Here is a 23,890-nt window from a genome sequence, read left to right on the forward strand (position 1 = left end):
GACCGACTGTGCGACCGCCTGCGGGAGCTGTCTCTCGTACTCGTCGCGATGGCGATGACGGCGCACACGACTCTGAGCGGGTATTGACCGCGAAAATGGATGAGGAAACAGTCAGCCGCCGCGACGAACCCGGTCAGTGCCCCGCAGGTCCGCTATTGCCCGAGCATCTCCCGGGTCGTGGCTGCCAGTGACGCGTAGAACGCTTCGCGTGTCTCTGCCTCGACGTGGCCGAGGAACTCGTCAGCCCACGCATCAAGATGCTCCGCACGGAACTGGGAAAGCCGTTCGTCGAGACCCGCTTCTGCCAGATAAGCGGCGAACTCCAGTTCGGTCGCAATGTGGTCGGGGAGGTCCGGATGGTCGGCCGCAGGCTGGACGCCGAACTCCCGGTACCAGCGCACGACAGCCATCGTAGCTGGTCCCTTGACCGGGCCGAGTTCGTCCGGGTCGTCGCCGTCGCGATAGACGCTCTCGTAGGGTGGACACGGTGGCCCTTCCGGCCCGATAAACAGCCGGGTGTACTCGGCGCTGAGACGGCGAAGGTCAACAGAGCCAACGTCGCCGACTACCGGGACCAGTTCGCCGGTCTCGACGGCTTCGACCAACTGTTCGGTCGGTTCCCGCCAGCATTCGGCGAGGACGGCGTAGGTCGCTGCGGCGTCCGAGCGGAATCCGTCGCTGTCTGTGCTGCGCTCGGATGCTCGCTCACGCTTGGCGGGGGCATCAGTCTGTCCAGTCATTGTCGCTCCTGTCGACCGCCGTCAGTCGCGTACGACTCCGGTCTCTCGACTCGCTGAATCGGGACGTATTTCAGGCCGAGCGTGACGATGAGTGCGCCGAAGGCGACGATACCGAGGGTGACAACCACCTCGACCAGCGTCGGGGTGTAGGCCCCCGCAGTCGCCCAGATGTCTGTCGTGATGCCGGCGTACTCGCCACCGGTCGAGATGCCCGGTGGGAGGTCGATGTTAGCGACTTCGTATCCCGTGAACACCAGCCGGATCCCTTCGAACATCGTGCCGAAGACCGCGAGGAGGCTCGCGGTGAAGATGACCGACACGCGCTTCCGAAGCGATGGAATCATCAGCATGATGAGCGGGACTGCCCCGCCGACGACGGTCCAGAGCCAGAAGTAGACGGACTCGCCGATGAGGAAGCTGCTGGTGATGGCCCAGAACTCGAAGTGGTTCGCCCAGGCGTGGGGCAGTCGCTCGGCCGCAAGCAGGTAGACCACGTGCAGCGCGAGGAAGATGCCGAGTATCTTCCCGAGACTCGTGAGTTCCTCGCGGTCGACCTCGTAGTTCGTGAGCCGGTCTGCGAGTACCGACACGACCAGCAACAGCCCGAGCCCGGAGACAAGCGCCTTGGCGATGAACACGGGTGCGACGAGGGGGCTGAACCAGTCGCCACGTCCGATCTGCGTCGCGAAGATCCACCCGGTCACTGAGTGGAGTGCGACGGCGGTCGGGAGGGCGAGTGCCGCGGTCCAGAACATGAGCGTGCGGTCACGCTCGCGTCCGGCGTCGGTGTCATCGACACCCAGTGCGAGCGGCGACCCCCGCGCAGCAAGGTCGCGGCGAGTCAAGAGCCACAGATACCAGAGGTTTAGCACGCCATAGAGGATGACAATGCCGAAGTCCCACACCATCGGCGAGCGGAAGTCCGGCGAGGTGACAAACTGGTAGAGCCGCTCGGGCCGCCCGATGTCCGGGAGGATGAGCAGGCCCGCGACGGTGATACAGGCGAGACTGACCAGCACGCCGAGCCGTGCGAACCCCTCGTAGCGGTGTGAATGGAAGAACTTCGGTGCGCTGGAGATGATGAGCCCCCCGGCAGACAGCCCGACGAACAGGACGAACATCATGATGTACAGCCCCCACGAGAAGACGTTGCGCATCCCCGTGGCGACCAGCCCAGTGGTAAGTTGGTAGCCCCAGGCTGCCAGTCCAGCGACCATGAGGGTCGCGAGCAGCCCGAGCCACAGCTTTCCTTTCGTCCCGAAGGCCGGAATCGCGATCCGTGACGAGTCAGCGGCCATCAGTCATCACCTCCGGACCCCACTGCCGGGACGTGTGGATCTGCATCACCCTCGATGGAGTGGTGGCTGCCACCCGAGCCGCTACTGTCGCTGCCACCGGCCTCAGATGGCACGTCCTCGGTCCCATCGGACCACGGAGAAACATCGTCGAGTTCGCTCTCCATCTTATCCGACGTCTGCGGCCGACCGGGACTCATCTCGCCGCTGATGTAGTGCGTCTTCGGGTCCGTTCCGCGGTCTTCGAGGAGCTGGTCCGTCTCGTACTCGTTGATGTACTTCGAGACGGTACTCCCCTCGTCGTCGAGGTCGCCGAAGATGCGTGCGTCGGCCGGGCAGTTGACGACACAGGCCGGGTCGAGTCCCTCGTCGACGCGGTGGCTACAGAACGTACACTTCTCGACGACGCCCTGTGGCCGCGCGGCAACGTCGCCCGTCCCCTCCTCGGGCATCTGCTCGGGTTCGTCCCAGTTGAACACCCGCGCGTTGTACGGGCAGGCGGCCATACAGTAGCGACAGCCGATGCACTTGTCGTAGTCGATCTCGACGATCCCGTCGTCCCGGGTGTACGTCGCGTTGACCGGACAGACCTTCACGCAGGGGGCGTTTTCGCAGTGCTGGCACGCCGTCGGCTGGTACTCCATATCCAGCGACCCGCTCCCCCCGTCTTCGGGATAGCCACCGGACGGGGTGTCGATCTTGTCGCCGCCCTCCGTCAGGACACGGTTCCAGAACTGTCCCATCGGGACGTTGTTCTCCTGTTTACACGACACTGCGCATGCCTGACAGCCGATACACCGCTCCTGGTCGATTACTAGGCCGTAGTTCGTCATCGTTAGTCACCTCCTGCGCGTGGTGCGTCGGCACCTGCTCCGCGCGGGTTATCGGCTTCGTACTTGTCTGTGTCGACATCATCGGGGGCGGGTTCGACTTCGACCCGGACGTCGTAGAACGCCATCGTCTGGCCGACCTCACTGACCTCGTTGTGCGTGAGGTCGTTGTGGTGGCCCGCGATGTAGTCGCGTGACCACCATCCCTGGTCAGTGTTTACCAGCCCCGGTTGGAACGCCTCGTTGTACTTCGCCTTCACGATCATCTCGCCGCGGTCGTTGTACACCCGGACGTACTCGCCGTCCTCGATGCCGCGGGCCTTCGCGTCCGTCGGGTGGATGTCCAACTGTGGTTCGGGGTTGACCTCACGCACCCAGTTCAGCATCTCGTACTGCGAGTGGATGCGGAACCGACTGTGCTTCTGCATGAACATCAGCGGGTACTCGTCGGCCTTTTCGTAGTCGTCGGCTGTCCGGTCTTCGAGTGGGCGGGGAACGTCGAACGTGACGCCCTCCTCGCTCGGGGCGTCGTCGTCGTACATCTTGATTCGCCCCGTGTCGGTGGGGAACTCGTCGGTGTATTTGACGATGGGAACGTTCTGTTTCTTTTGCGTCCCCTGTTCGAACAGCGTCTCGAAGTCGATTGCATCGTCCCGGCTGGCGAGTTCCCGGAGCATTTCGCGTTTCGTCTCCGGGAAGTAGTCGCCGAATCCGAGTCGCTCTGCGAGCCCGCGGATCGCGTAGTAGTCGTCTCTGGCCTCCCACATCGGCTCCTGGACCTTGTGTCGATAGCTGATGTGTGGATGGGACCCCCAGCTGGACGTGATGTCCTCCTGCTCGAACCAGTGTGGGGCCGGGAAGATGATGTCCGCATGCTGGACCGTATCCGTGTGGTGCATATCCGCGACCACGTACAGTTCAAGGCTCCTGATGGCCTCTCTGAACCGTTGCCGGTCCGGGAACTGGTTGCCCATCATGTTCGACTCGATCGAGTAGACGGCCCTGACCTTGTGCGGATCACCGTCGAGTATCGCGTCCGGGTACTCGGGGAAGAACAGCGACGGGCCGGGGTCAGCGTCCTCGGGAGCGCTCCAGCCACCGGCGCTGAGCGTCGCACCGCCGGCGTGGTGCGCGTGGATGTTCCCGTGCCGGCCGTAGTCACCGGTCAGCCCCATCAGCATCGCATAGGTCTGGCCGAAAATGTGCCCGTGTTTGTACCGCCCGAGTGCGTAGCTCGGGGCGATGCCACCGGGGCCACGAGTCGCCAGCCACCGGACTGCAGTGCGGATGTTCTCCGCGTCGACACCGGTCTGCTCGGCGACTTCCGACGGCGCGTAGTCAGCTACGTGGTCTCGGAGTCTGGTCAGTGCCGTCTCACACTCGATGCCGTCGACAGTGAACTCCCCGAACAGCGCATACGGGCCGTCGGTCTCGGGTTCGAGTTCGACTGGCGTGTTGCTGCCCCGTTCGACGGCGACAACCTGGTCGTCGCTGCCGTCGTCGAAGACGGCACTCGACTTGAGTAGGTCGCCGGTATCTTTTCGGATTAGCGCGGGACCGGTCGTCCGCTTGCGAAGGAACTGTTCGTCGTACGTCCCGTCTTCGAAGACAGTGTGCATCATCGCAAGCGCAAGATGCACATCTTTCCCGGGCTTGACCGGAAGCCACAGGTCGGCTTTCGACGCTGTCGTCGTGTACACCGGGTCCACCACGACAAGTTTCGCCCCACTCTCGACGGCGTCAAGAACCTTCGAAGCGTCCATCTGGAACTGACTGGAGAAGATGTCCGACCCCCAGACGATGATGGTGTTCGCGTTCTCCCAGTCCTCAGCCTCGTTCGTCGGCGGAAGGAAGAACCCAGTCCCAGTGACCCGGTTGAATCCGCGACCGACGTTGGCGTCGATACCCCAGGCAGACTGGGTTGCGCCAAACAGAGCGGCCAGGCGGCTGAACGACTTACCCGTCTGCCCATAGTTCCCCGACCCCTCGTGGAAGAGGACGCTCTCTGCGCCGTGGTCGTCTTTCAGGGACTGCATCTTGTCGGCGACTAAATCAAGCGCCTCGTCCCACGAGACGCGCTCGAACTCGGCGTCCGGACCGCGTCCGTCGGGGTTTGGCGCGTCGGGCGACCAGTCTGTGCGCTTCATCGGGTACTTCAGTCTCGTCGGGTCGTACACACGCTGGGTGTGTGAGAGGCCGAGCACACAGGCCCGCTTGTACTGCTCGTCTTCCGGCGGGTGTGGCTCGACCTTCTTCACCTGGCCGTCGCGGACGTGGACGTCGATAGGGCACTTCCCGCGACAGTTCGGCGAGCAGACGGTCTGGATGACCTCGTTTTGCCCGACGTAGCTCTCGATACCGGAATCGCGGTTTGACGGCCCGGTTCCGTCTCCGCTTTCGGCCAGCGTCTGGAAGAACTCGCCCCCGCCAAGACCGAGGGCAGCGGCTGCTCCGCTGGCTTTCAGTACGTCACGTCGGTAAACGCCGTCGTCGTCAGTCATCGTCGAATCCCTCAGGTTTGGTCGGCCGCTCGTCTTCACCGAACTCCGCCAGTACCTCCTCGTGGTACTTTTCATGGAATTCGGCGTCGCTCAGTTCCCCGTTCGAGACGCGAATCGCGTCACGAGCCATCCGTAGCCCCAACTCAGTGTCGTACTCGACGCCGTCAAGCATCGCTGTTGCTTCATCTTCCCACTCATCAATCGGCGTCAATCTCGGCTGCTGTGGGTTATTCATGGCTCTAATTGTCGATTTCTTTCGGACCTCGGTAGGACGGGCGCTGTATTATGAAGGGATTTAAGTACCGGCGGGTGTACCCGTCCGCGGTCAGACCGATCGAGCGTATGCCAGAGACCCAGGACATAGCCGAAACAGACACTCGGAGAACGCTCTGTTCACGCGCAAGTCGTTCGATGACTGGGAGGAGTCACTCCGTCGCCAGTGCATCCAGCCCGAAAAGGCGAGTCTACGGATCGAAGGCGGCCGTCGCGAGTTTCGATTCGACGGCGTTCAGGCGCTGAGAGAGGGCTGATTTCGAGATACCGAGTGTCGATGCGAGTTCGTCGAGGGTCGTCTGTCGGGGCTGCTGGTAGTAGCCTTCGTCGACCGCAATTATCGCAGCTTCCCGTTGTTTTGTCGTGAGACAGGAGAGGTCGACAGTCGCGGGCTCCGACTCAGTCTCGTCGTCTTGACGGGATGTCAGCCGTCGCAGACGGACTCGTTCGGCGGCCGATTGCAACTGCCCGACTAGCTCACTGATGACGCTTCGGTCTGAGACGTACGTTTCGATGAAAAGCGAGTCACCGTCTACGCGTCGCGTTCGTGGGACACACCCGACCTCGCTAAACGCGAGACAGAGACAGGCGTCACCGACCTGATTTGTCGAATGGAGGACCCGTGCGGTACCGGTCTCGTCAGTGACAGTCACCTCCGCGTGACAGACGCCGTCGTCGATCTGGTTCTGAGCGTTCTCGATGTCTGCATCCGGCTCCGAAAGTGGACACGAACAGTCATCGGACAGTTCAATTTCGAACAGAACCTTGAGGGTCCGTTCGGTGGCGGTGCCCGATGTCGCCCCTGTAGGCCCGCTTTCGGAGTGTCCCATTCTGACTGTCACTCGACTATCTTCACTTAAATGCATTTTGTCGTATATCGCCATAATCGGCAGATAGCGATAGGTTCGTACCAAACGTTCATGAACAAATACGCGCCAGCGGTCACGACGGCCGCGGACGTACACTGTGGTTCGTCGCGACCTGTAGACGGCGTCGGTTGGCACGTGGGATTGGTGTCACCAGAGTCACAAGATAAATGCCGCCTCCGCCTGATACACAGGTAATGGTCCTCTCGGACGTTTTGCTTGCCCCCCTGGGACTAGCTGCCCTCCTTCTTGCGGTGCCGATTGTGGTGCTGTACCTCATTCGACCGGACCCGCAGGAACTCACGCTACCGACCTTCCAGTTTCTCGTCGCTGGAGAGCGCCAGCAGTCAGCAACGCCGTTTCTTGAACGGATTTCGCGCAGCCTCCTCCTGCTGTTACAGGTGCTGATCGTGCTGGTGCTCGCGGTCGGACTGGCGACGCCGTACGTCACTGTCTCCGAGCGGGCGACAGTGGAGGAGACCGTCATCGTCGTCGATACGAGCGCGTCCATGCAGACCGACGCCGACGGCCAGACGCGCTTCCAGCGGGCCGTCGCAGCCGCCCGGGAGGAGGTGACGGGGACGACCTCTATCGTCACCACGACCAACGGTGGCGAGGTGGTGCTCCAGCGCGGTACGCCGACAGCGGCGGAGGGAACGCTTGACGGACTCAGCCCGACAGACACACCGGAAGCGCTCAGCGGTGCCATCTCGCAGGCGACCTCGTTAGCCGGCGAGAACGCCAGAATCGTCGTTCTGAGCGATTTCGCGGGCGACGAGTGGACCACCGCGGTCACGACAGCCCGTGGACGTGGCCTCTCCGTGGACCTCCAGCAGTTCGACGGCGGGGGCGACGGGAACGTCGGCTTCATCGACCGCCGATTCTCTGGCTCGGCGGTGACGCTGTCGGTGAAAAACTACGGCGACTCGTCAGTCACCCGGACTGTTCAGCTCGGCAACGCCCAGCGAGAACTACAGCTCGGGCCCGACGACGTGGGGTCAGTGACGCTACCGGTCCCCGCCGGCGGGAGCGAAGCCCGGCTCAGCCCGGGCGACAGTTTCGGGACCGACGACAGCGTCTATATCGCCGCGCCGACTGACGCGGCCGTCGACGTGCTGGTGCTGACAAACGACCGGAACCGGTACCTGATTACCGCGCTGTCGGTCGTCGACCGGGTGAACGTGACGGTCAGGCAGCCGCCGACGACGATTCAGGGCGACTACGACGTGATTCTGTACAGCAACGTCGACAGGAGTTCGTTGCTCCCCGGGAACGTCGAAACCGGGCGCGAACTGGTCGAAGACGGCGGCGGCGTTGCGGTGCTGGCACAGGACACCCTCCCGCAGCGATACCGAGATCTCCTCCTCATCGAACCCGGCGAGACCCGGACAAGCGCGACGGTGGGCCAGACGGCACAGACACAGCTCACCCGCGGCATCGACTTCCAGCCCCCGGACGAGTACATTTCCGGGTCGCTACGTTCCGGGTCGGCCCAGGTCCAACTGGGTGACGGGACGCCGCTCATCGCGACGGAGGACCGGAACGGCGGGCGGGTCATGTACTACGGCTACATCGAGGACCGATCCAGCTTCAAGTTCAACTACCAATACCCCGTGTTCTGGAAACGAGCGGTGTACTACCTCGCCGACAGGGAACAGCTCCCGGCCCTGAACCACGCGACCGGCGAGACCGTCCGGTTCGGCAACACCACCGTGGAAGGGCCGTCCGGTTCCGTCTCCGGACCCACGGTCCCGCTCCAGCGGGCCGGCTTCTACCGGAGCGAGACCCGGCAGGTCAGCGCGTCGCTGCTGGACGAAAGCGAGTCAAACACCGCCGTCGAGGCGCTCGACCAGCGCTCCGGGACGGCTGGAAATCTCACCCGAATCGAGCGACGGTCGGTGCCGCGGCCGCTGACCGAGTACTTCGCGCTGGGCGGGCTGGTGCTCGCACTGGCCGAGGTCGGCTATCTGCGCCGCCGGGGTGACCTCTGATGGCGGTCTCGTACACCGTCGCGGAGGGGCTCACCGTCGGCGTCGAGCACCTCTGGCCGCTGGTCGTCCTGCCGGTCGCCGTCGGCCTCCTCGCGTACCTCGTCCGGCGTGGCGACGCCGGACCGCGGTCGGCTTCGAACCGGAGTCGCCGACTCCTGCTTGCCAGCCGCGTGCTTATCGTCTGCCTGCTCGTCCTCGGCGCGATGGGGCCGTACACCGTCCAGACCAGAGAGACGCCGGGCGAGCCGGGCGTGACACTGCTGGCGGACGAGTCCGCGAGCATGGGCATCTATCCGAACACGACCGACGAACTGGTACGGGACATCGAAAACGAGGGTGTTCCGGTGACGCGAGCGACGATCGGCAGCGGGTCGAGTTCGCGGCTCGGCGACGGCGTAGCGGCAAATCTCCGGGAGAACGGGACGGTCGTCGTCGTCTCCGACGGCCGCGTCACAGAGGGGCGGAGCCTGTCGAGGGCCGCAGAGGACGCAGCCGGGCTCAACGCGACCGTCCACAGCGTCACCCCGCAGTCGCCACGCACTGAGCGAGCCGTGGCGATAGCGGGGCCGTCGACGGTGAGTCGCGGCGTCCAGTCGCAGTACACCGTCTCGATGGCGGGCGTGAGCGTCCTCGAATCAGTGCCCGTCGAAGTGACTATCGACGGCGAGACGGTCACCGAGGGCGAACTCCGGCCAGATGGCACGCTCACCGTCGACCACACGTTCGAGGAGATTGGTTCACACCGCGTGACTGCGACACTCTCCGGCGACGACGAGTACGCACGAAACGACGTGTTCTACAAGAGCGTCCGCGTCGTCGAACAGCCCGACGTGCTGTACGTCTCGCAAGGCCAGTACCCACTGCGGAACTATCTCGACTCGCTGTACAACGTTTCGACGGCCTCGTCGGTCCCGGCGGACCTCGATGACTACGCCGCCGTCGTCGTCCAAGACACACCGTCGAGCAGTATGGGGAACACGACCGCGCTGCAGGACTTCGTCATCAACGGCGGCGGGCTGGTCGTCGCGGGCGGCGACAACGCCTACGAGAACGGCGGCTACGAAACGTCGCCGGTGGCCTCGATGCTCCCGGTCCGCGTCGGGAACGCGACCGGCGGCGAGTCGAACATCGTCATCCTCGTCGACGTGTCCGGGAGCGCCGAGAGCGGTCTCTCGGTACAGAAAGCCGTCGCACTGGATGTACTCGACCAGCTCGGCGACGAGAACCGGGTTGGTGTCGTCGCGTTCAACCAGAACGCGTACCGCGTCTCGGAGATGCAAGCGCTCGGTCAGAACCGCGCGGAGACTGTCGACAAGATACGGCGGCTCAACAGCGGCGGCGCGACTGACATCGCCGTCGGACTTCAGGGGGCCGACGAACTACTGGGCGACCGCGAAGGGACGATCATCCTCCTCAGCGACGGCCAGGACCGGCTCGGCCCGCCGGCGGCCGTCGCCAACCAACTCGGCCGCGAGGGGACCCGCGTCATCTCGGTCGGCGTCGGCAAGCGCGTCGGCGTCGCGACGATGCGCCAGATCGCCGGCGAGTCCGGCGGCTCGTACTTTGCCGCCGACGAGACAGAGCGGCTACGGCTCCTCTTTGGCGGTTCCTCGCGGCGCTACCAGGGGGAGAACCTCACCATCGTCACTGAAGACACGTTCATCACCTCGGGCGTCGAGCTGACGGCCAATCCCGGCCAGGCGAACAACGTGCAGGTCAAGCCCGGGGCCGACTATCAGGTCGCCACTGCCGACGGGAAGCCGGCCATCGCCTCCTGGCGGTTCGGGCTGGGCCGCGCGGTCTCGATCACCGCCTACGAGTCGGACAACACGATGGGCGGCCTGCTCGACCGGCCGGATTCGCTGGTGGTCACCAAATCGGTCAACTACGCGGTGGGCGACCCAATGCGCACGCAGACCGGCGTCATAGCGGTCGGCGATGCCCGGGTCGGGAGTCCGACGACGCTGACCTATCAGGGAGACAGCCGCCCTGCCGCGCCAAACATCTCCTTCCGCCAGGTCGGTGACGGGCGATATCGTGGTGAGTTCACGCCCAGAGAAGCGGGGTATCAGACGGCACTTGACACCGAATACGCGGCGAACTACCCCGTCGAGTACGCTTCGTTCGGGCCGAGTGAGAGCCTCGATGCGCTCGTCGAAGCGACCGGCGGGCAGACGTTCAGTCCGAACCAGGGCGAACAGATAGCCAGCGAGGCACGCCAGAAATCCACTCGAGTCCGAACCGTTCGAGAGAACTGGGACTGGGTCGCTCTGCTCGGCGCGCTCCTGCTTTTCACCGGCGAGGTGGTCGCCCGGCGCGTTCAAGTGTACCGCGGTCGCACCTCCCTGGAGAGTGGTCTCCCGTGAGCGCAATCGGCCGGCGCATCAACGTCGGACTCGTCGTGTTCGTCGTCCTGTCGATGGTCGGCACCGGCGGAACGACGGTGCTGTACCAGGACTCAGCCAGCGAACTGCGTGCGCAAAACCAGGAACTGCGCCAGCAAAACGCCGACCTCCGGGAAGATCTGGATGACACCAGGAGTGAACTGGACTCTACCCGGACCCGCGTCGACGAACTCGAAGACCAGTTGGAGACGCGGTCGGAGGACGTCGACCAGGTCGCAACTAACCTGAACCAGACAGAAGAGCAACTGAACGCGACAGAGAGCCAGTTGGCGGAGACTCGGCAGTCGCTCCGCGAGAGCCAGGACCGCGTCGAAGAGCTGGAGGTGACAGTCGGTGACCTGCGAGACGAGCGCGACACGCTCGAGAGCGAAGTCGATGACCTCGAGTCGACAATCGACGATCTGGAGAGCGAAAACGAGGAGCTAGAGGACGAGCGTGCCGAACTCGAGGACCAGGTGTCCGACCTGCAAGACGAGATCGACAGCCTGGAATCACGGATAAGTACGCTCGAAAGCGATATCGAAGAACTCGAAAGCCAAAACCAGGAGCTGCGAGACGATATCGAGACGCTCTGTAGCCAGCCCGAGAACCAAGACAAAGCCACCTGTGAGGGCTACTAATGGACGAACCAGACACAGACACCGGAGAAACCGGCGGCGAGGGCCCCGCAGAAGACGGGCGGGCGCAAGCCCGCGAACGCATGGCCGCCGCCATCGCCGAGGTTAGACGCGAAGGCAAGAAGGCGGCGTTCGTCTATGCCGTCGTCGACGCAGTGCTGATCTTTCTCTTGGTGAACCTCCTCCTGACTGTCCTCTCGCCGGTCGAGCTCCCGACGCAGTTGTCGGTCCCCGCGGCGGTGACGGACCCGGTCGGCACGGCCGTCGGTCGCTCGGTGTCGGGGCTATCCTTCCCCACGGGCGCGGTCGTCGGCGTCGTCGCCGGCGCGGCCTGGCTCGTCGGCGAGTATCTCTACCGGGTCCGCCAGCCCCTCGTCGAGCAGTTCGAGGCGGCGAACGCGAACGTCACCGACGCGCTCCGGACGGCCCGGGACGCGGTCGAGGACGGGGCCGAGACGCGGATGGCCGCCAGGCTCTACGAGGATGTCCTCGACGGGCTGAAACAGAGTTCGAGCGTCGCCCTCGTCGACAGCCGGCGACTCATCGGGACGCTTGTTGTCGTCGTCCTGTTGAGCCTGGCGACGGTGCAGGTGGCGGTCGTCGACGTGGGCCTGCTGGACCGCGACCCCGCCGAGACGGAGTCGCCGACCGACCGGCCGAGCAGGTACGAGGGACTGGAGGACGGCGACGCGATACTCGGGGACAGCGAGGACGTCCAGGCCGGCGACGAGAACCTCACCGCCGAGATAGATTCGACCGGCGGCGAGGAGGAAATAGACCGGAGCCAGTCGTTCCCGTCGTCGCCGGACGCCGGGGGGCCGGGGAGCGGAAGCGGCACGGTCGACAGCCAGCAGGCCGGCTTCGCCGGCCAGGAGGAAGTCGAGGACGCGGACCTCATCCGCGAGTACAACCTCAGGATTCGAGAGCAGGACACGGACGACGAGGATACCGACCCATGAGCCCAGAGCAAGACATCGACGAACTACAGCAGAAGATCGCAGACGCACGTGAACAGATCAGCACACGAATCGTCGGCCAGGAGGAGGTACTGGAGCAACTGCTCATCTGTATCCTGGCCGACGGCAACGCCCTGCTCGAATCGAACCCGGGGCTGGGGAAGACGACGATGGTCCGGACAGTCGCGGAGGTGACCGACCTTCAGTTCTCCCGGATTCAGAACACCCCCGACCTGATGCCGTCCGATATCACGGGGACCGAAATCATCCGCGAGACCGACAGCGGGCGTGAGTTCGTCTTCGAGAAGGGGCCGGTGTTCGCCAACGTGGTGCTGGCCGACGAGATTAACCGAGCGACGCCGAAGACACAGGCCGCCCTGCTGGAAGCGATGCAAGAGAAACAGGTGACCGCTGCGGGCGAGACCTACGAACTGCCCCGTCCCTTCTTCATCCTGGCGACGCAGAACCCCATCGACCAGTCGGGTACCTACGCGCTCCCGGAGGCCCAGACCGACCGCTTCATGCTGAAACTGCTGGTCGATTACCCCGACTACGACGAGGAGCGGACAATCGTCGACATGTACACCGCCGGCGCGGAGCAGGTGCCGGTCGAGCGCTCGCTGACCCGCTCGGAGATTCAGGAGATTCAGCAGCTGGTCCGCGAGATGCCAATCGCCGACGACCTGCGCGATCGAGCGGTCCAGCTCGTCCGCCGGACCCGTGAGGCCGACGATATCGAGTTCGGTGCCAGCCCGCGAGCGAGTATGGCGCTCGTCCAGACAGCGAAAGCGCGGGCCTTCCTGCAGGGCCGCTCGCACGTCACCGGCGCGGACATCGAGGCGCTGGCCGCGCCCGTCCTCCGCCACAGGATCATTGTGGACTTCCGGGCTGAGCGAGCGGGTCAGACAGCAGACGACCTTATCGCGTCGCTGTTGGAATGAGCGAGTCAGTGACCGCAGTTTGGCGGGCCTGCCCCCTGGAGGGTCGACCGTGACTATCGAGCCCGACTTCCTGGACGAACTCGGCCGGTTCACTGCCGCCCTGAACCGCCAGACGACCTCGATTCGACAGGGCGATCAGGAGTCCCCCCGAGTCGGCGAGGGGCTCACGTTCAGCGACTACCGGCGGTACTCGCCGGGCGACGACACGCGGCGAATCGACTGGAAACTGTTCGCCCGGACGGAGGAGTACTTCATCAAGCAGTACGAAGAGGAGCGGAGCCTGACCGTCCACCTGCTCGTTGACACGAGCGCGTCGATGGACTTCGGCGACGCGGCGAGTCACAAGTTCGAGTGCGCCGCCAAGCTCGGCCTTGGTTTCGCCTACCTCACCGCGGAGGAGAACAACGATTTCCAGTTCTGTACGTTGCGTGACCGGGTCGAGCGTATCGACACCGGCCAGTCGAACCGCGGCGAGATACTCTCGCTCATCGACCAGTTGAACGGGGTGACGCCCGACGGGACGGCGGACTTCCGCTCGTCGCTTGAGGGGTACGCCCAGCGCATCCGATCGCGCTCGCTCGTCGTCGTGTTCAGCGACTGCCTGACCGAGCCAGAGGCACTCGAATCGGGTATCGCCGCGCTTGCCCGCAACAACGCCGACGTACTGTTGGTCCGCGTGGTCGCCCCGGAGGAGCGAGACCCCGGCGTCGTCGGCGACGTGTTGTTCGCGGATCCGGAAAGCGACGAGACACGCCGGTCGTACTTCAGCGGCTCGCTGGCCGAGACGTATCAGTCGCGGCTCGACGCCCACATCGACTCGGTGTCGAACCGCGTGACCGCGCTGGGCGCGGACCACGTGCTGGTCGATACCGGTGAGGAGTACTTCGACTCGTTTGCGAGTATCTGGCTCACGTGAGACCGGTGGAAGTCAAGGCTCCGAGGCGGTCGAGCGGGGAGTCACTCACGGCGAGCGGCGCCAAGTATCGGCCTATGTGTGATGTTTAAGTATACCACAGCCATGGTATGTGTCATGCCACCATCCCCACTGGGCAATGCGGCTCCGTTCGGGATGCACGACAAGCGGTTGTCGATACTGCTTATCGACGACGACGCGGACCAGGTCGATCTCTCTGCCACCTTCCTGGAACAGGAGCTGCCGGATGCGGAGACGACAACGGTGGTCGAGCCAACGGCTGGACTCACCGAGGCCATCGAAGGCACGTACGACTGCGTCGTCTGTGATTACGATATGCCGTCACGCGACGGCCTGGCGGTGCTGGCCGAACTGCGAGACGCGGGGATCACGGTTCCGTTCATCCTCTTCACCGGAAAGGGGAGCGAGGAAATCGCGAGCCGGGCGATTTCCGAGGGCGTCGATGAGTACCTCCAGAAGGGAGGCACAGAAAAGTACACCATCCTCGCAAACAAGATCGAAAACCTCGTCGAGAAACACCGGGCGGAACAACAAGTCCAGCGCGGGTTTCGAGCCATCGAATCCGCACAGGAAGGAATCGGAATCATCGACGAGAACGGCGTTTACCAGTACCTCAACGACGCGTACGCGGCGATTTACGACCGAGGCCGCTCCGAGATAATCGGCGAGCACTGGGAGATGTTGTACCCTACCAAAGAGGTCGACCGATTCACGGACGAGGTCCTCCCAGAACTCTACGAGCGCGGGTCATGGAGCGGCGTCGCAACCGGGCTGACAAAGGCCGGCGATCCCGTCCACGAGCGGCTCGTCCTGACGCCGACGAGCGACGGCGGCCACGTCTGTCTCGTCCAGCGCGTCGCCGAGGACACTGGACCGTCGAGCGAGGAGGCGCTCGAGACCAGGGCCCTGAACGCGACCTCCGTCGGCGTGACGATTACGGACCCGCACCGAGACGACAACCCGCTCATCTACGTAAACGACGGGTTCGAGGACCTCACCGGCTACGACCGGGACGCGATCCTGGGTCGGAACTGTCGGTTCCTGCAGGGCGAGGGAACCGACCCCGAGACGGTCGCCTCGATTCGGGACGCCATCGCCGAGGGGGAGACGACATCGACGACAGTGCTGAACTACACCGCCGACGGCGACCCGTTCTGGAACTTCCTCGAAATCTCTCCAATCGAAGACGGCAGCGGAACTGTGACGCATTTCGTCGGATTCCAGCGCGATGTGACCGAACTCATCGCACATCGCAACGAGATGGAAGATCAGATCGAGTGGCTGAATGAGTTTGCTGAGGTCGTCTCACACGATCTCAAGAACCCGCTGTCGGTCATACGCGGCAACATCGAACTGGCGTTACAGACCGGTGAGATGGACCGATTATCGGAGGCAAAGCAATCCGCGGCGCGGCTGGACGAGTTGATTGACGACCTCTCGAACGTCATGCGCCAACAGGAACTGGTTACCAACCCGGAGTCGGTCGATTTCGCGGCCGTCTTCCGGTCGCTAGACCAGTTCGACACCGTGTCGCGGTCGGTAGATATCGTCGATTCACGCAAGATCGTCGCAGACGAGCAAGCGCTGGCCCGACTGGCCGAGAATCTCGTCAGGAACACGCTCGAACACGGCGGGCCGGACGCCGGGATACGTATCGGGACGCTGTCGGACGGATTCTACTACGAGGACACCGGCGAAGGGGTCCCTGACGGAACTACCGACGAGGTGTTCAAGCCTGGCTTCTCAACGAAAGAGGACGGGACCGGATTTGGGATGGTCAGCATCCGACAGATCGTTCGCGCTCACGGTTGGACCGTTTCTCTCGGCGAAAGCGACGCCGGCGGCGCGCGGTTCGAGTTTACTGGTGTCGAGACCGTCACGTAATCAGCGCAGTCCGGTCGGAGCGCTCACTCCGCGAGAATGTGTGCCGGCAAGTCGTCGCGGATTATCGTATCGCAGTACTCACAGCGGACGCCGTCGTCGCCGACGGCAAAGCGGGAGTCGACGGGCTCGTCCTCGGTCGTGATGCAGTTGTGGTTCGGGCATTCGAGGACGCCCTCGACGACCGACGGCCGCTCGACGCGGCGCTTCTCGACGACATCGTAGTCACGGATGATATTGATCGTCGCCGCGGGGGCGATGAGCGAGAGCACGTCGACCTCGTCCTGGGAGAGTTCGCGGCCCTCGACTTTGACGACATCTTTGTGCCCCAGACGGTCGGAAGGCATGTTCATCGCGACGGAGACGGAGTCGCCGCTGGTCCCGTCGATGCCGAGAATCGCCAGAACGTTCAGCGCCTGGCCGCCCGCGATGTGGTCGATGACGGTGCCGTTGCGAATCTTCGAGACGCGGAGTTGCTGGTCGTTGTCGCTCATTTGTCGCCTCCGAGCATCAGGTCGAGCAGCGCCATCCGTACCGGGACGCCGTTGTGGGCCTGCTGGAAGTACTGTGCATGGGTGGTCTCGTCGACATCGTGAGCGATTTCGTCGACACGCGGGAGCGGGTGCATCACGGTCAGGTCGTCTTTGGCCGCCGCAAGCGTGTCGGCGTCGATCTGGTACTGGCCGGCGACTTCGCGATACTCGCTCTCGTCGGGGAACCGCTCGGCCTGAATGCGTGTCACGTAGAGCACGTCCAGGTCAGGGAGAATCTCGTCGAGGTCGGTGTGCTCGCGGACCTCCGCGCCGGCCTCGTGGAGGTCGTAGCGGACCGAGCGGGGGAGCTGGAGCGATTCGGGACTGATGAAGTGCTGTCGGGCGTCGACGGTCGTGAGTGCGTGGGCCAGCGAGTGGACCGTTCGTCCGTACTTCAGGTCGCCCATGATACCGATAGTCAGGTCGTCGAAGCCCGCGTTCTCACGGATGGTGTAGAGATCGAGCAGCGTCTGTGTCGGGTGCTGGCCGGCCCCATCGCCGGCGTTGACGAGTGGCACGTCGACGAACTCGCTTGCCATCTTCGCGGACCCCTCCATGGGATGCCGGAGCACGAGCGCGTCAGTGTAGCCCTCAACGACGCGGACGGTGTCGGCCAGCGACTCGCCTTTCTTGACGCTCGAGGACTCGACCGAGCCCATGTCGACGATGTCGCCGCCGAGGCGCTTCATCGCCGTGGTGAAGCTCATCTTCGTCCGGGTGCTCGGCTCGAAAAAGAGCATGCCGAGCAAGGTGTCGCTGTGCCGGTCCGCAAACGCCCCCGGGTCAGCCGCGATGTCGGCCGCGTGGTCGAGCACCGTCTCGATGTCGCCCCGCGAGAGTTGTTTCGCGCTGATGATGTGGTCGTGCCGCATTTCACTCGGTACCGCGCTCCGGACGGTCTTGAATCCCCCGACACGGGAATTGAACGGTCGCTTACATCATCAGGGTCTACTTCGAGAGCGGCGGAATCGAGGGCAGAACTGCCAGCGGCGGGAATACAGTCCGAGTCAGGGATTGCTCTGCCAGACATCGACGCGTGGCTCTGTGTACGCCTTGCCGACGATGTCGGGAATGCCGTCACCGTCGAGGTCGACGACTTTCGCCTCGTGGGTGGGAATGCCGGTGTTCAGTTGTTTGCGCTCGAAGGTCCCCGCCCCGTCGTTGTGGAACACGAACTGTCGCGGTTCGTGTCCGTCCTCAAGACCCATTTCGGCGACGAAGATGTCGGGGTTACCGTCGCCGTCGAAGTCCGCCACGTCGAGGCTGTGTGGGTTCGAGAGGTCGTCGTGCAGTAGGGTCAGATCCCACTCGGGCGGGTCGAACACGCCCAGCCTGGCCGGGCGGTCGTCGAGATACGGTTCGTCGCCCTCGACGAGGATTATCTCCAAGTCGCCGTCGCCGTCGATGTCCGCGATAGCGACGCGGGTACACTGCCAGCCATCGGCGATCTGCTCTCTGTCCCAGCCGTCGGCCGTCCGATGGAAGACGTTCGGGCCGGCAACGATTTCGACCTCGCCGTCCCCGTCGACATCCTCGACAGCGACACCCTCGACATCAAGGTCCTCGGCGACGACGTGGCGGTTCGCCACCGGCCACGGTTCTCGTGTCAGGTCCTCTGGAATATCGTAGTAGAATACCGTCTTAGACTCCTGAGACAGTCCGACGACCTCGTTTTCTCCGTCGCCGTCCACGTCCGCCACGGCGGTGTCGTGATACTTCTCGAAGTCGTCGGTGATGAGCCGACGCGTCCACTGCTCTCGGGGGTCGTCCGGTATCTCGAACCACCACAGTTTGTGCCGGTAGATGTTCTGACCGGCCACCATATCCGGGCGGCCGTTGCCCGTGATATCACCGAGCGAACCGCCGACGGAGAGTTCAGGTGCGCTGGCAACGTCGTGGCGCTCCCAGCCGGGATTCTCGTACCAGAACACGTTCGTCTGGAGCCAGCGGGCCAGCGGCCCCATGCCGAATACGGACAGCAAGTCGACTGACTTATCCACGAGTGGGAACTCGACCTCGTGCTCGTCGCCGAGCGCCCCGACGATGATGTCCGGCCGACCGTTCCCCGTGAGGTCGGTCGTGAGACAGAAGCTCATCGTACTCGCCGGCGGCGAGGCTTCGATGCGCTCGTGATGGAGGTTCATGTCCCAGCCGTTCGGGTGTATCGCTATTGTTATGGCCGGGCTAACACCGACCAACGGCGATCAAGAACTCGTAGCAGGAATCCGTGTGGCGCTCCGCGAAGAGCCACTTCCGTCGAGGAGGCGCTCCAGCGTGGCCGCCCCGTGATCGATCTTCCCCGTCGGGTCGCTGTCGAGTTCGTTTTCGTAAATCACCCAGTCGACACCAGCGTCGCTCGCGGCGTCCAGAACCGCATGCATGTCCACGGTCCCCTCGCCATGCGGGACATCCTCGTAGCCCTGGAACGGCCCGGCCGGGGCCACGTCCCGGATATGGACCATCCTGATTCGGTCACTACACAGCGAGAAGAGGGCACACGGGTCGTAGCCGGCTTCACGGATCTCCGCGACCTCCGGCTCGAACATGAGCGCCGACGGCTTGGTCCGGGCAACGAGGTTCCACATAGGCGTCTCGCTCGGTATCGTTGTCGGGTCGTGTGCCCGGAGGGCGGTCAGCAACCGGTGTGTGTACTCCCCGACAGCGGTGGGTATCGGCGTTTCGTCGGTGAGCCGTCCCGCCGCGTCCGGAAGCAAGGGGCGGAACGTCCGCCGTCCCGTATGATACCCCAGCTGCATATCACACGCTTCGAGACCGGCTGCGGCGTCGCGGAGCCGGTGGGAGAGCGACCGGATGTCGCTCCGGGTCCGAAGCTCGGACGCCGAGAGATGTGGGATAACGAGTGTCTCACACCCCACTGTTCGACACCGGACCAGCAGGTCTGACTCACCATCCAGCGCAGCCTCAACCTCGGGAAGGTCCGCGTGGACAGCAACCGGTTCAAGACCGACGTCATCAAGTGCCGTTGCGATATCTCTGGGCGATTCCTCGTGGAACCGGTGTGCGAATTCGACTCCGTCGTAGCCTGCAGCCCCGACACGGCGGAGGATTTCAGGGAGCGGTTCGGATAGGGTACGGATACTGTATAACTGAAGGGCCGTGTTTGGTCCACTGCCCATATCCATAGTTGGAGTGTACTCATTATTGTTACATACACGTTATCAACCCGCACTGAGGACGGCTCGAACAGTTCGCCTGTTGGGATCGCCGCCATCGAAGGCACAGACCTACCGTGGACAGCGGGTGTGGCAACAACGACCGTATAAAAGTAGGCAACAACCAACCGTCGTAAGTCAGTCCTTTCAGCCCACGGTAGTCCTGTTCGTGACGGCCGACACAAGGATTCAAACCCGATAGACAGTCCAACCACAGTATGCTCGCAATCGCTGGCGGCAAAGGTGGCTGTGGCAAAACGACCATTGCCCTCGGCGTTGGGCAAGCACTGGGGACGCCGACTAGACCGGCGCTGGTCGTGGACACCGACCGTGATATGCCAAACCTCCACCGACGTGCTGGGGTCAATCCATCGCCCGGAATCACAGATGTCACGGCCTCGGCTGAGCCGACCGCAGTTGCACAGCGCGCGACGGCCGTCGAAAGCGTCGACGTACTCCCCTGTCAGACCGCAGCCGGGACCGCTATCGACAATGCCATCAACAGGTTGTCCCGACCTGATCGGCCCGTAGTACTCGACTGCCCGGCCGGTGCTGGTCCGGACGCCGCTCGTCCGCTACGGGGGGCTGACAGAACAGTGCTCGTAAGTACACCAACACGTCAGAGTCTCACCGACACCGCCAAGACTGCGGCGATGGCCCGCGCGCTCGATGCACCGCCTGCGCTTACGGTCCTCGTCGGCAGCGACGGGTCCGTAGACCCGTCGACCCTGCTGTGCTGCCCGGAAACGATTCACGTCCCGTCGGTGTCGAAGCCGCTGGAATCGGACCGAGCGAGGGCACGATACGTCGAGATAGCGGACGTTCTCACCAAGCGGAATACTTAATCTCGTGGGAAAATAATTTCTCAGTGGTATGGCCAACCGGTTGCGAACGGGGATTGATGTCCTCGACAGAAAGCTCGATGGTGGCATCCCTGCGGGGAGTATCGTCGTGCTCTCTGCCCAGCCGGCTAGCCAAGCGGAGCTGTTCCTCTACGAACTCACCGCCACGCGCGGGACGCTGTGGCTGTCACTCGACCGGACCGCCGAATCTGTCATCGCGAGCATCGAGCAGACGCCGGCCAACACTGGAGATCCGACGGTGCGGCACATCTCCGGCGAAGCACCCCTCGATAACGCCGGCAAGCTCGTCTCGGCGCTGCCGGAAACCTCGAACCTCATCGTTGACCCACTGGACGTACTGGAAGCACAGGAGCCACACTCGCGTTTTCGGGCGTTCATGAACGACCTACAGAACCACATCGTCAACACCGGCAGCCTCGCTATCGTTCACTGCCTCGATGGACGTGACGTGCCACCGCTCCGGGATACGACCGAGCACTTCGCGGACGTGGTGTTCCAGCTCAACACCACAACGAACGGTGACGAGGTGGAAAACCGCCTCGCGATTCCGAAGTTCCGTGGCGGGCGCGCCCCCACAGACATCATCAAGCTCAACCTCGTCGAAGAGGTCAGCATCGACACCAGCCGCGACATCGCCTGATTCTATTCGCCGCCGGGCCGTGGCTCTCTGTCTGTCGACCCGAACTCAGTACCGACAAGTATCAACAGGAACAGTCCGAGACCAACACCGGCACCCGCTGCCAGTCCGGTGCCGATGCTTCCAGTCAACACGACCGTTCCGACGCCGAAGGCGATTCCCGGCGGGAACGCGAGCAGTGACGGGTACACCAACGACACTCGCATGCGTAGTGATGACGTGTCGTGCGTATAACGGTTCGCCCGTGTGTCCTCGGAGAATAGCAGTCGCTCGGAGTCATAAAGCCGCTCGCTGGCGCACAGCTCTGCAGACCCGATCGGCGTGTTCGCGGCGCAGTTACTCTTCAGCGCCTTCGATCTCTTCGACGATCTCCTCGGCGTCTACGTCGGCGTCTTCCAGCGCGTCTTCGATGTCTGCGCCGCCGGCACCGCCCATGCCGCCCATCATACCGGGCATGCCCATGCCGCCACCGCCGATCTCCTCCTGGACGATGATGCGATCGATGTCGAGCAGCTGGGTGAGCTGCTGGGCGATCTGCTGTTTGCCCATCATCCACTGCTGGTTCATCGTCAGCTGCGGCGTCGCCTCGATGTAGAGCGTTTCTTTCTCGACTTCGACAGTTTCGTACTCAGGCTCGGACTCTTCGTCCTCGCCTTCGTCGTCTTCACTCTCGACGAGCTGTTCTTCCTCGACGGTGTCGGTCTGGAACCACACGTCAAGTTCCATGTCGAGCATCATCTGAATGATGCCCTGTGCCTTCTCCTCGCGGTCTGTGACCTCTTCGAGAATCTCGTAGTCGTACTCGACATCTTCACCGGCCAGCGGATGGTTGAAGTCCACTCGCGCGCGCCCGCCGATGATGGTCTCGACGTGACCGTGCTCGCCCTCGATGTCGACGTGTGCACCGGGATAGCGGTCATCCTCGGGGATCTTGTCCTTTGAGACCGTCCGGACTTCTTCCTCGTCGTACTCGCCGAAGGCGTCGGCTGCTGCAACGGTCACGTTGCCCTCGTCGCCGACCTCTTTGCCGTAGATGTCCTGCTCGACGTCCGGGAAGATGTGGTTCTCGCCCAGCACGATGGTTCGCGGGCCGAACTCCTGCTGTTCGGTATCGATGCCGTCTTCCTCGGCGACCGCTTCGTCAGTCGTGTCGACAAGCTGGCCGCCGTCGACGGTGCGGGCGGTGTAGGCGAGCTTGACAACATCGCCCTTCTGGAGTCCCTCCGCCTGTTCTTCTTCGTCTGCGGTTTCTTCATCGACTTCAGTCTCAGACTCGTTGCTCATACCCTGTTCGTCAGTCGTGGCACTCTTAAGGACAACGTTTCCCGGTCAACAGCGGTCGAGCAACTTCGGAAGTGACCAGCTACTACTCGCTTTCAGCCAGCAGTCGGTCGAACTTCTCTCGGCCGATGTTCCGCCCCGAGATGGGGAGAACGACCGTTTCACCCCGTAGTTCGTCTCCAGCCTGAAGCGCCGCAGCGACAGCCGTCGCACAGGCCCCTTCCATGACAATTCGGTCCGTCTCGAACAGGCGTGCTACGGCGTCCGCAATTTCGTCTTCGGAGACGAGCCGGAAGTCAGCGAGTCCCGCCTGCAGTATTTGCGTCGGGAGCGCGAACGGCACCCGGGTCGCGACGCCCTCGGCGATGGTGTCGACGCTGTCGAGGGGCTCCAGCGTCTCCTCGTTCCAAGCGCGGTACACCGCGGGCGCACCCGCCGCCTGGACACCGACGACGGCGGCGTCGGTCATCGCCCCGAGCGTGATGCAGTACCCGGCTGCGGCGGTGCCGCCGCCGACGGGGCAGAACACGCGGTCGACATCGGGGCGCTCGTCGAGGACCTCCAGCCCGGCAGTGCCGACGCCAGCGAGCAACTTCGGTTCGTTGCCCGAGTGGACGTAGCGCGCCGCACGCTGGGTCGCCAGGGTCTCGATGTGTTCGCGGGCCTCGTCGTAGTCCTCGCCATGCTGAATGACTTCTGCGCCGAGTTGCTCCAGCGCATCGACTTTTCCGGCGTTGGCCTCTTCCGGGACACCGATGGTGACCGGTACGTCGAACTCGCGGCCGGCCCAGGCGATAGACTGGCCGTGGTTCCCCGTACTCGCGGCGAGCAGTCCAGCGTCTTGGAACTCCTCGTCTAGGGAGGCGACGAGATTTACACCCCCACGGACTTTGAACGCTCCAGTCGGGAGCGTATCCTCCCGCTTGAGCAGAACATCCGCGTCGAGGGCTTCGGAGAGGGCTTCGCTACGGACCAGCGGCGTTTCCGGGAGATGCTGCCGGATGCGTTGCCGGGCGCGCGCGACCGTTGCAACTGTCGGCGGCGTCAGGTCGTGGTACGGAAAGAGGGTCGTCTCGTCCGGGGAGTCGATCGGCTCGTAGCGACCGGCCATACTACTACCCGAGAGAGCGGACACAGTAAATGGCGCGGTCGACGGGAGCGTTTTTCAGCGGC

The 23,890-nt window shown here is 63.8% G+C and carries 22 protein-coding genes; 9 read left to right on the forward strand and 13 right to left on the reverse strand.

Features of this window, described 5'->3' with window-relative positions; translation table 11 throughout:
• Positions 1-152: 152 nt before the first annotated feature.
• From DVK00_RS16805 to DVK00_RS16830, 6 genes are all read right to left on the reverse strand, one after another.
• Positions 153-740: a molecular chaperone gene (locus DVK00_RS16805; RefSeq protein WP_101350292.1), complete on the reverse strand. Its 588-nt coding sequence runs from the start codon at positions 738-740 to the stop codon at positions 153-155.
• Entirely contained in the window at positions 737-2,038 is a 1,302-nt protein-coding gene (gene nrfD / locus DVK00_RS16810) for an NrfD/PsrC family molybdoenzyme membrane anchor subunit (protein ID WP_121578067.1), read from the reverse strand. The genes DVK00_RS16805 and nrfD overlap by 4 nt, the downstream gene beginning before the upstream one ends.
• The gene (gene dsrO, locus DVK00_RS16815) at positions 2,038-2,868 is read right to left on the reverse strand and encodes a sulfate reduction electron transfer complex DsrMKJOP subunit DsrO (RefSeq protein WP_101350294.1); all 831 of its coding nucleotides are present in this window, start codon (positions 2,866-2,868) and stop codon (positions 2,038-2,040) included. The genes nrfD and dsrO overlap by 1 nt, the downstream gene beginning before the upstream one ends.
• Positions 2,869-2,870: 2 nt before the next feature.
• Positions 2,871-5,366 carry a molybdopterin-dependent oxidoreductase gene (locus DVK00_RS16820; RefSeq protein ID WP_121578068.1) on the reverse strand — a complete coding sequence of 832 codons (2,496 nt, stop codon included), beginning with the start codon at positions 5,364-5,366 and terminating at the stop codon, positions 2,871-2,873.
• A complete protein-coding gene (locus DVK00_RS16825; protein WP_121512128.1) occupies positions 5,359-5,601 on the reverse strand; it encodes a 4Fe-4S ferredoxin N-terminal domain-containing protein in 243 nt (80 codons plus the stop codon). The genes DVK00_RS16820 and DVK00_RS16825 overlap by 8 nt, the downstream gene beginning before the upstream one ends.
• 229 nt (positions 5,602-5,830) lie before the next feature.
• Positions 5,831-6,469: a helix-turn-helix domain-containing protein gene (locus DVK00_RS16830; protein WP_121578069.1), complete on the reverse strand. Its 639-nt coding sequence runs from the start codon at positions 6,467-6,469 to the stop codon at positions 5,831-5,833.
• A gap of 233 nt (positions 6,470-6,702) precedes the next feature.
• Between DVK00_RS16830 and DVK00_RS16835 the strand changes: the two genes are divergently transcribed.
• From DVK00_RS16835 to DVK00_RS16865, 7 genes are all read left to right on the forward strand, one after another.
• Positions 6,703-8,496 carry a VWA domain-containing protein gene (locus DVK00_RS16835; RefSeq protein WP_121578070.1) on the forward strand — a complete coding sequence of 598 codons (1,794 nt, stop codon included), beginning with the start codon at positions 6,703-6,705 and terminating at the stop codon, positions 8,494-8,496.
• On the forward strand, positions 8,496-10,862 hold the full coding sequence (locus tag DVK00_RS16840) for a VWA domain-containing protein (protein WP_121578071.1): 2,367 nt from the start codon (positions 8,496-8,498) through the stop codon (positions 10,860-10,862). The genes DVK00_RS16835 and DVK00_RS16840 overlap by 1 nt, the downstream gene beginning before the upstream one ends.
• Positions 10,859-11,521, forward strand: a complete 663-nt coding sequence (locus DVK00_RS16845; protein WP_101350300.1) for a chromosome partitioning protein — start codon at positions 10,859-10,861, stop codon at positions 11,519-11,521. The genes DVK00_RS16840 and DVK00_RS16845 overlap by 4 nt, the downstream gene beginning before the upstream one ends.
• Positions 11,521-12,477 (forward strand): hypothetical protein, encoded by a 957-nt coding sequence (locus tag DVK00_RS16850; RefSeq protein WP_121578072.1) that lies wholly within the window; start codon positions 11,521-11,523, stop codon positions 12,475-12,477. The genes DVK00_RS16845 and DVK00_RS16850 overlap by 1 nt, the downstream gene beginning before the upstream one ends.
• Complete coding sequence (locus DVK00_RS16855) at positions 12,474-13,415, forward strand: MoxR family ATPase (RefSeq protein WP_101350302.1); 942 nt, start codon at positions 12,474-12,476, stop codon at positions 13,413-13,415. Before DVK00_RS16850 ends, DVK00_RS16855 begins: the two co-directional genes overlap by 4 nt.
• Before the next feature lie 49 nt (positions 13,416-13,464).
• The gene (locus DVK00_RS16860) at positions 13,465-14,331 is read left to right on the forward strand and encodes a DUF58 domain-containing protein (RefSeq protein ID WP_121537346.1); all 867 of its coding nucleotides are present in this window, start codon (positions 13,465-13,467) and stop codon (positions 14,329-14,331) included.
• A 114-nt stretch (positions 14,332-14,445) separates the two neighbouring features.
• Positions 14,446-16,233, forward strand: a complete 1,788-nt coding sequence (locus DVK00_RS16865) for a PAS domain-containing protein (RefSeq protein WP_121578073.1) — start codon at positions 14,446-14,448, stop codon at positions 16,231-16,233.
• A 23-nt stretch (positions 16,234-16,256) separates the two neighbouring features.
• Here DVK00_RS16865 and pyrI read toward each other — a convergent pair whose 3' ends face one another.
• From pyrI to DVK00_RS16885, 4 genes are all read right to left on the reverse strand, one after another.
• Entirely contained in the window at positions 16,257-16,724 is a 468-nt protein-coding gene (pyrI, locus tag DVK00_RS16870; protein WP_053969269.1) for an aspartate carbamoyltransferase regulatory subunit, read from the reverse strand.
• The gene (pyrB, locus tag DVK00_RS16875) at positions 16,721-17,635 is read right to left on the reverse strand and encodes an aspartate carbamoyltransferase (RefSeq protein WP_101350306.1); all 915 of its coding nucleotides are present in this window, start codon (positions 17,633-17,635) and stop codon (positions 16,721-16,723) included. The genes pyrI and pyrB overlap by 4 nt, the downstream gene beginning before the upstream one ends.
• Before the next feature lie 135 nt (positions 17,636-17,770).
• Entirely contained in the window at positions 17,771-18,907 is a 1,137-nt protein-coding gene (locus DVK00_RS16880) for a VCBS repeat-containing protein (protein WP_233560825.1), read from the reverse strand.
• A gap of 60 nt (positions 18,908-18,967) precedes the next feature.
• Positions 18,968-19,906 (reverse strand): sugar phosphate isomerase/epimerase, encoded by a 939-nt coding sequence (locus DVK00_RS16885; RefSeq protein ID WP_233560826.1) that lies wholly within the window; start codon positions 19,904-19,906, stop codon positions 18,968-18,970.
• A 248-nt stretch (positions 19,907-20,154) separates the two neighbouring features.
• On the opposite strand from DVK00_RS16885, the gene DVK00_RS16890 reads away from it, so the two are divergent.
• Together DVK00_RS16890 and DVK00_RS16895 are read left to right on the forward strand one after the other, a co-directional pair.
• Positions 20,155-20,781, forward strand: coding sequence for a CDP-4-dehydro-6-deoxy-D-gulose 4-reductase (locus DVK00_RS16890; protein ID WP_101350307.1), 627 nt, complete (start codon positions 20,155-20,157; stop codon positions 20,779-20,781).
• A gap of 28 nt (positions 20,782-20,809) precedes the next feature.
• The gene (locus DVK00_RS16895) at positions 20,810-21,439 is read left to right on the forward strand and encodes a hypothetical protein (RefSeq protein WP_004960685.1); all 630 of its coding nucleotides are present in this window, start codon (positions 20,810-20,812) and stop codon (positions 21,437-21,439) included.
• Positions 21,440-21,441: 2 nt separating this feature from the next.
• Here DVK00_RS16895 and DVK00_RS16900 read toward each other — a convergent pair whose 3' ends face one another.
• From DVK00_RS16900 to DVK00_RS16910, 3 genes are all read right to left on the reverse strand, one after another.
• A complete protein-coding gene (locus DVK00_RS16900) occupies positions 21,442-21,642 on the reverse strand; it encodes a hypothetical protein (RefSeq protein WP_053969274.1) in 201 nt (66 codons plus the stop codon).
• 130 nt (positions 21,643-21,772) lie between these two features.
• Positions 21,773-22,720, reverse strand: coding sequence for a peptidylprolyl isomerase (locus DVK00_RS16905; protein WP_101350308.1), 948 nt, complete (start codon positions 22,718-22,720; stop codon positions 21,773-21,775).
• 82 nt (positions 22,721-22,802) lie between these two features.
• Entirely contained in the window at positions 22,803-23,828 is a 1,026-nt protein-coding gene (locus DVK00_RS16910) for a threonine/serine dehydratase (protein WP_121537340.1), read from the reverse strand.
• Positions 23,829-23,890: the final 62 nt, after the last annotated feature.

The organism is Haloarcula sp. Atlit-47R (assembly GCF_003665985.1).
GTDB lineage: Archaea > Halobacteriota > Halobacteria > Halobacteriales > Haloarculaceae > Haloarcula > Haloarcula taiwanensis.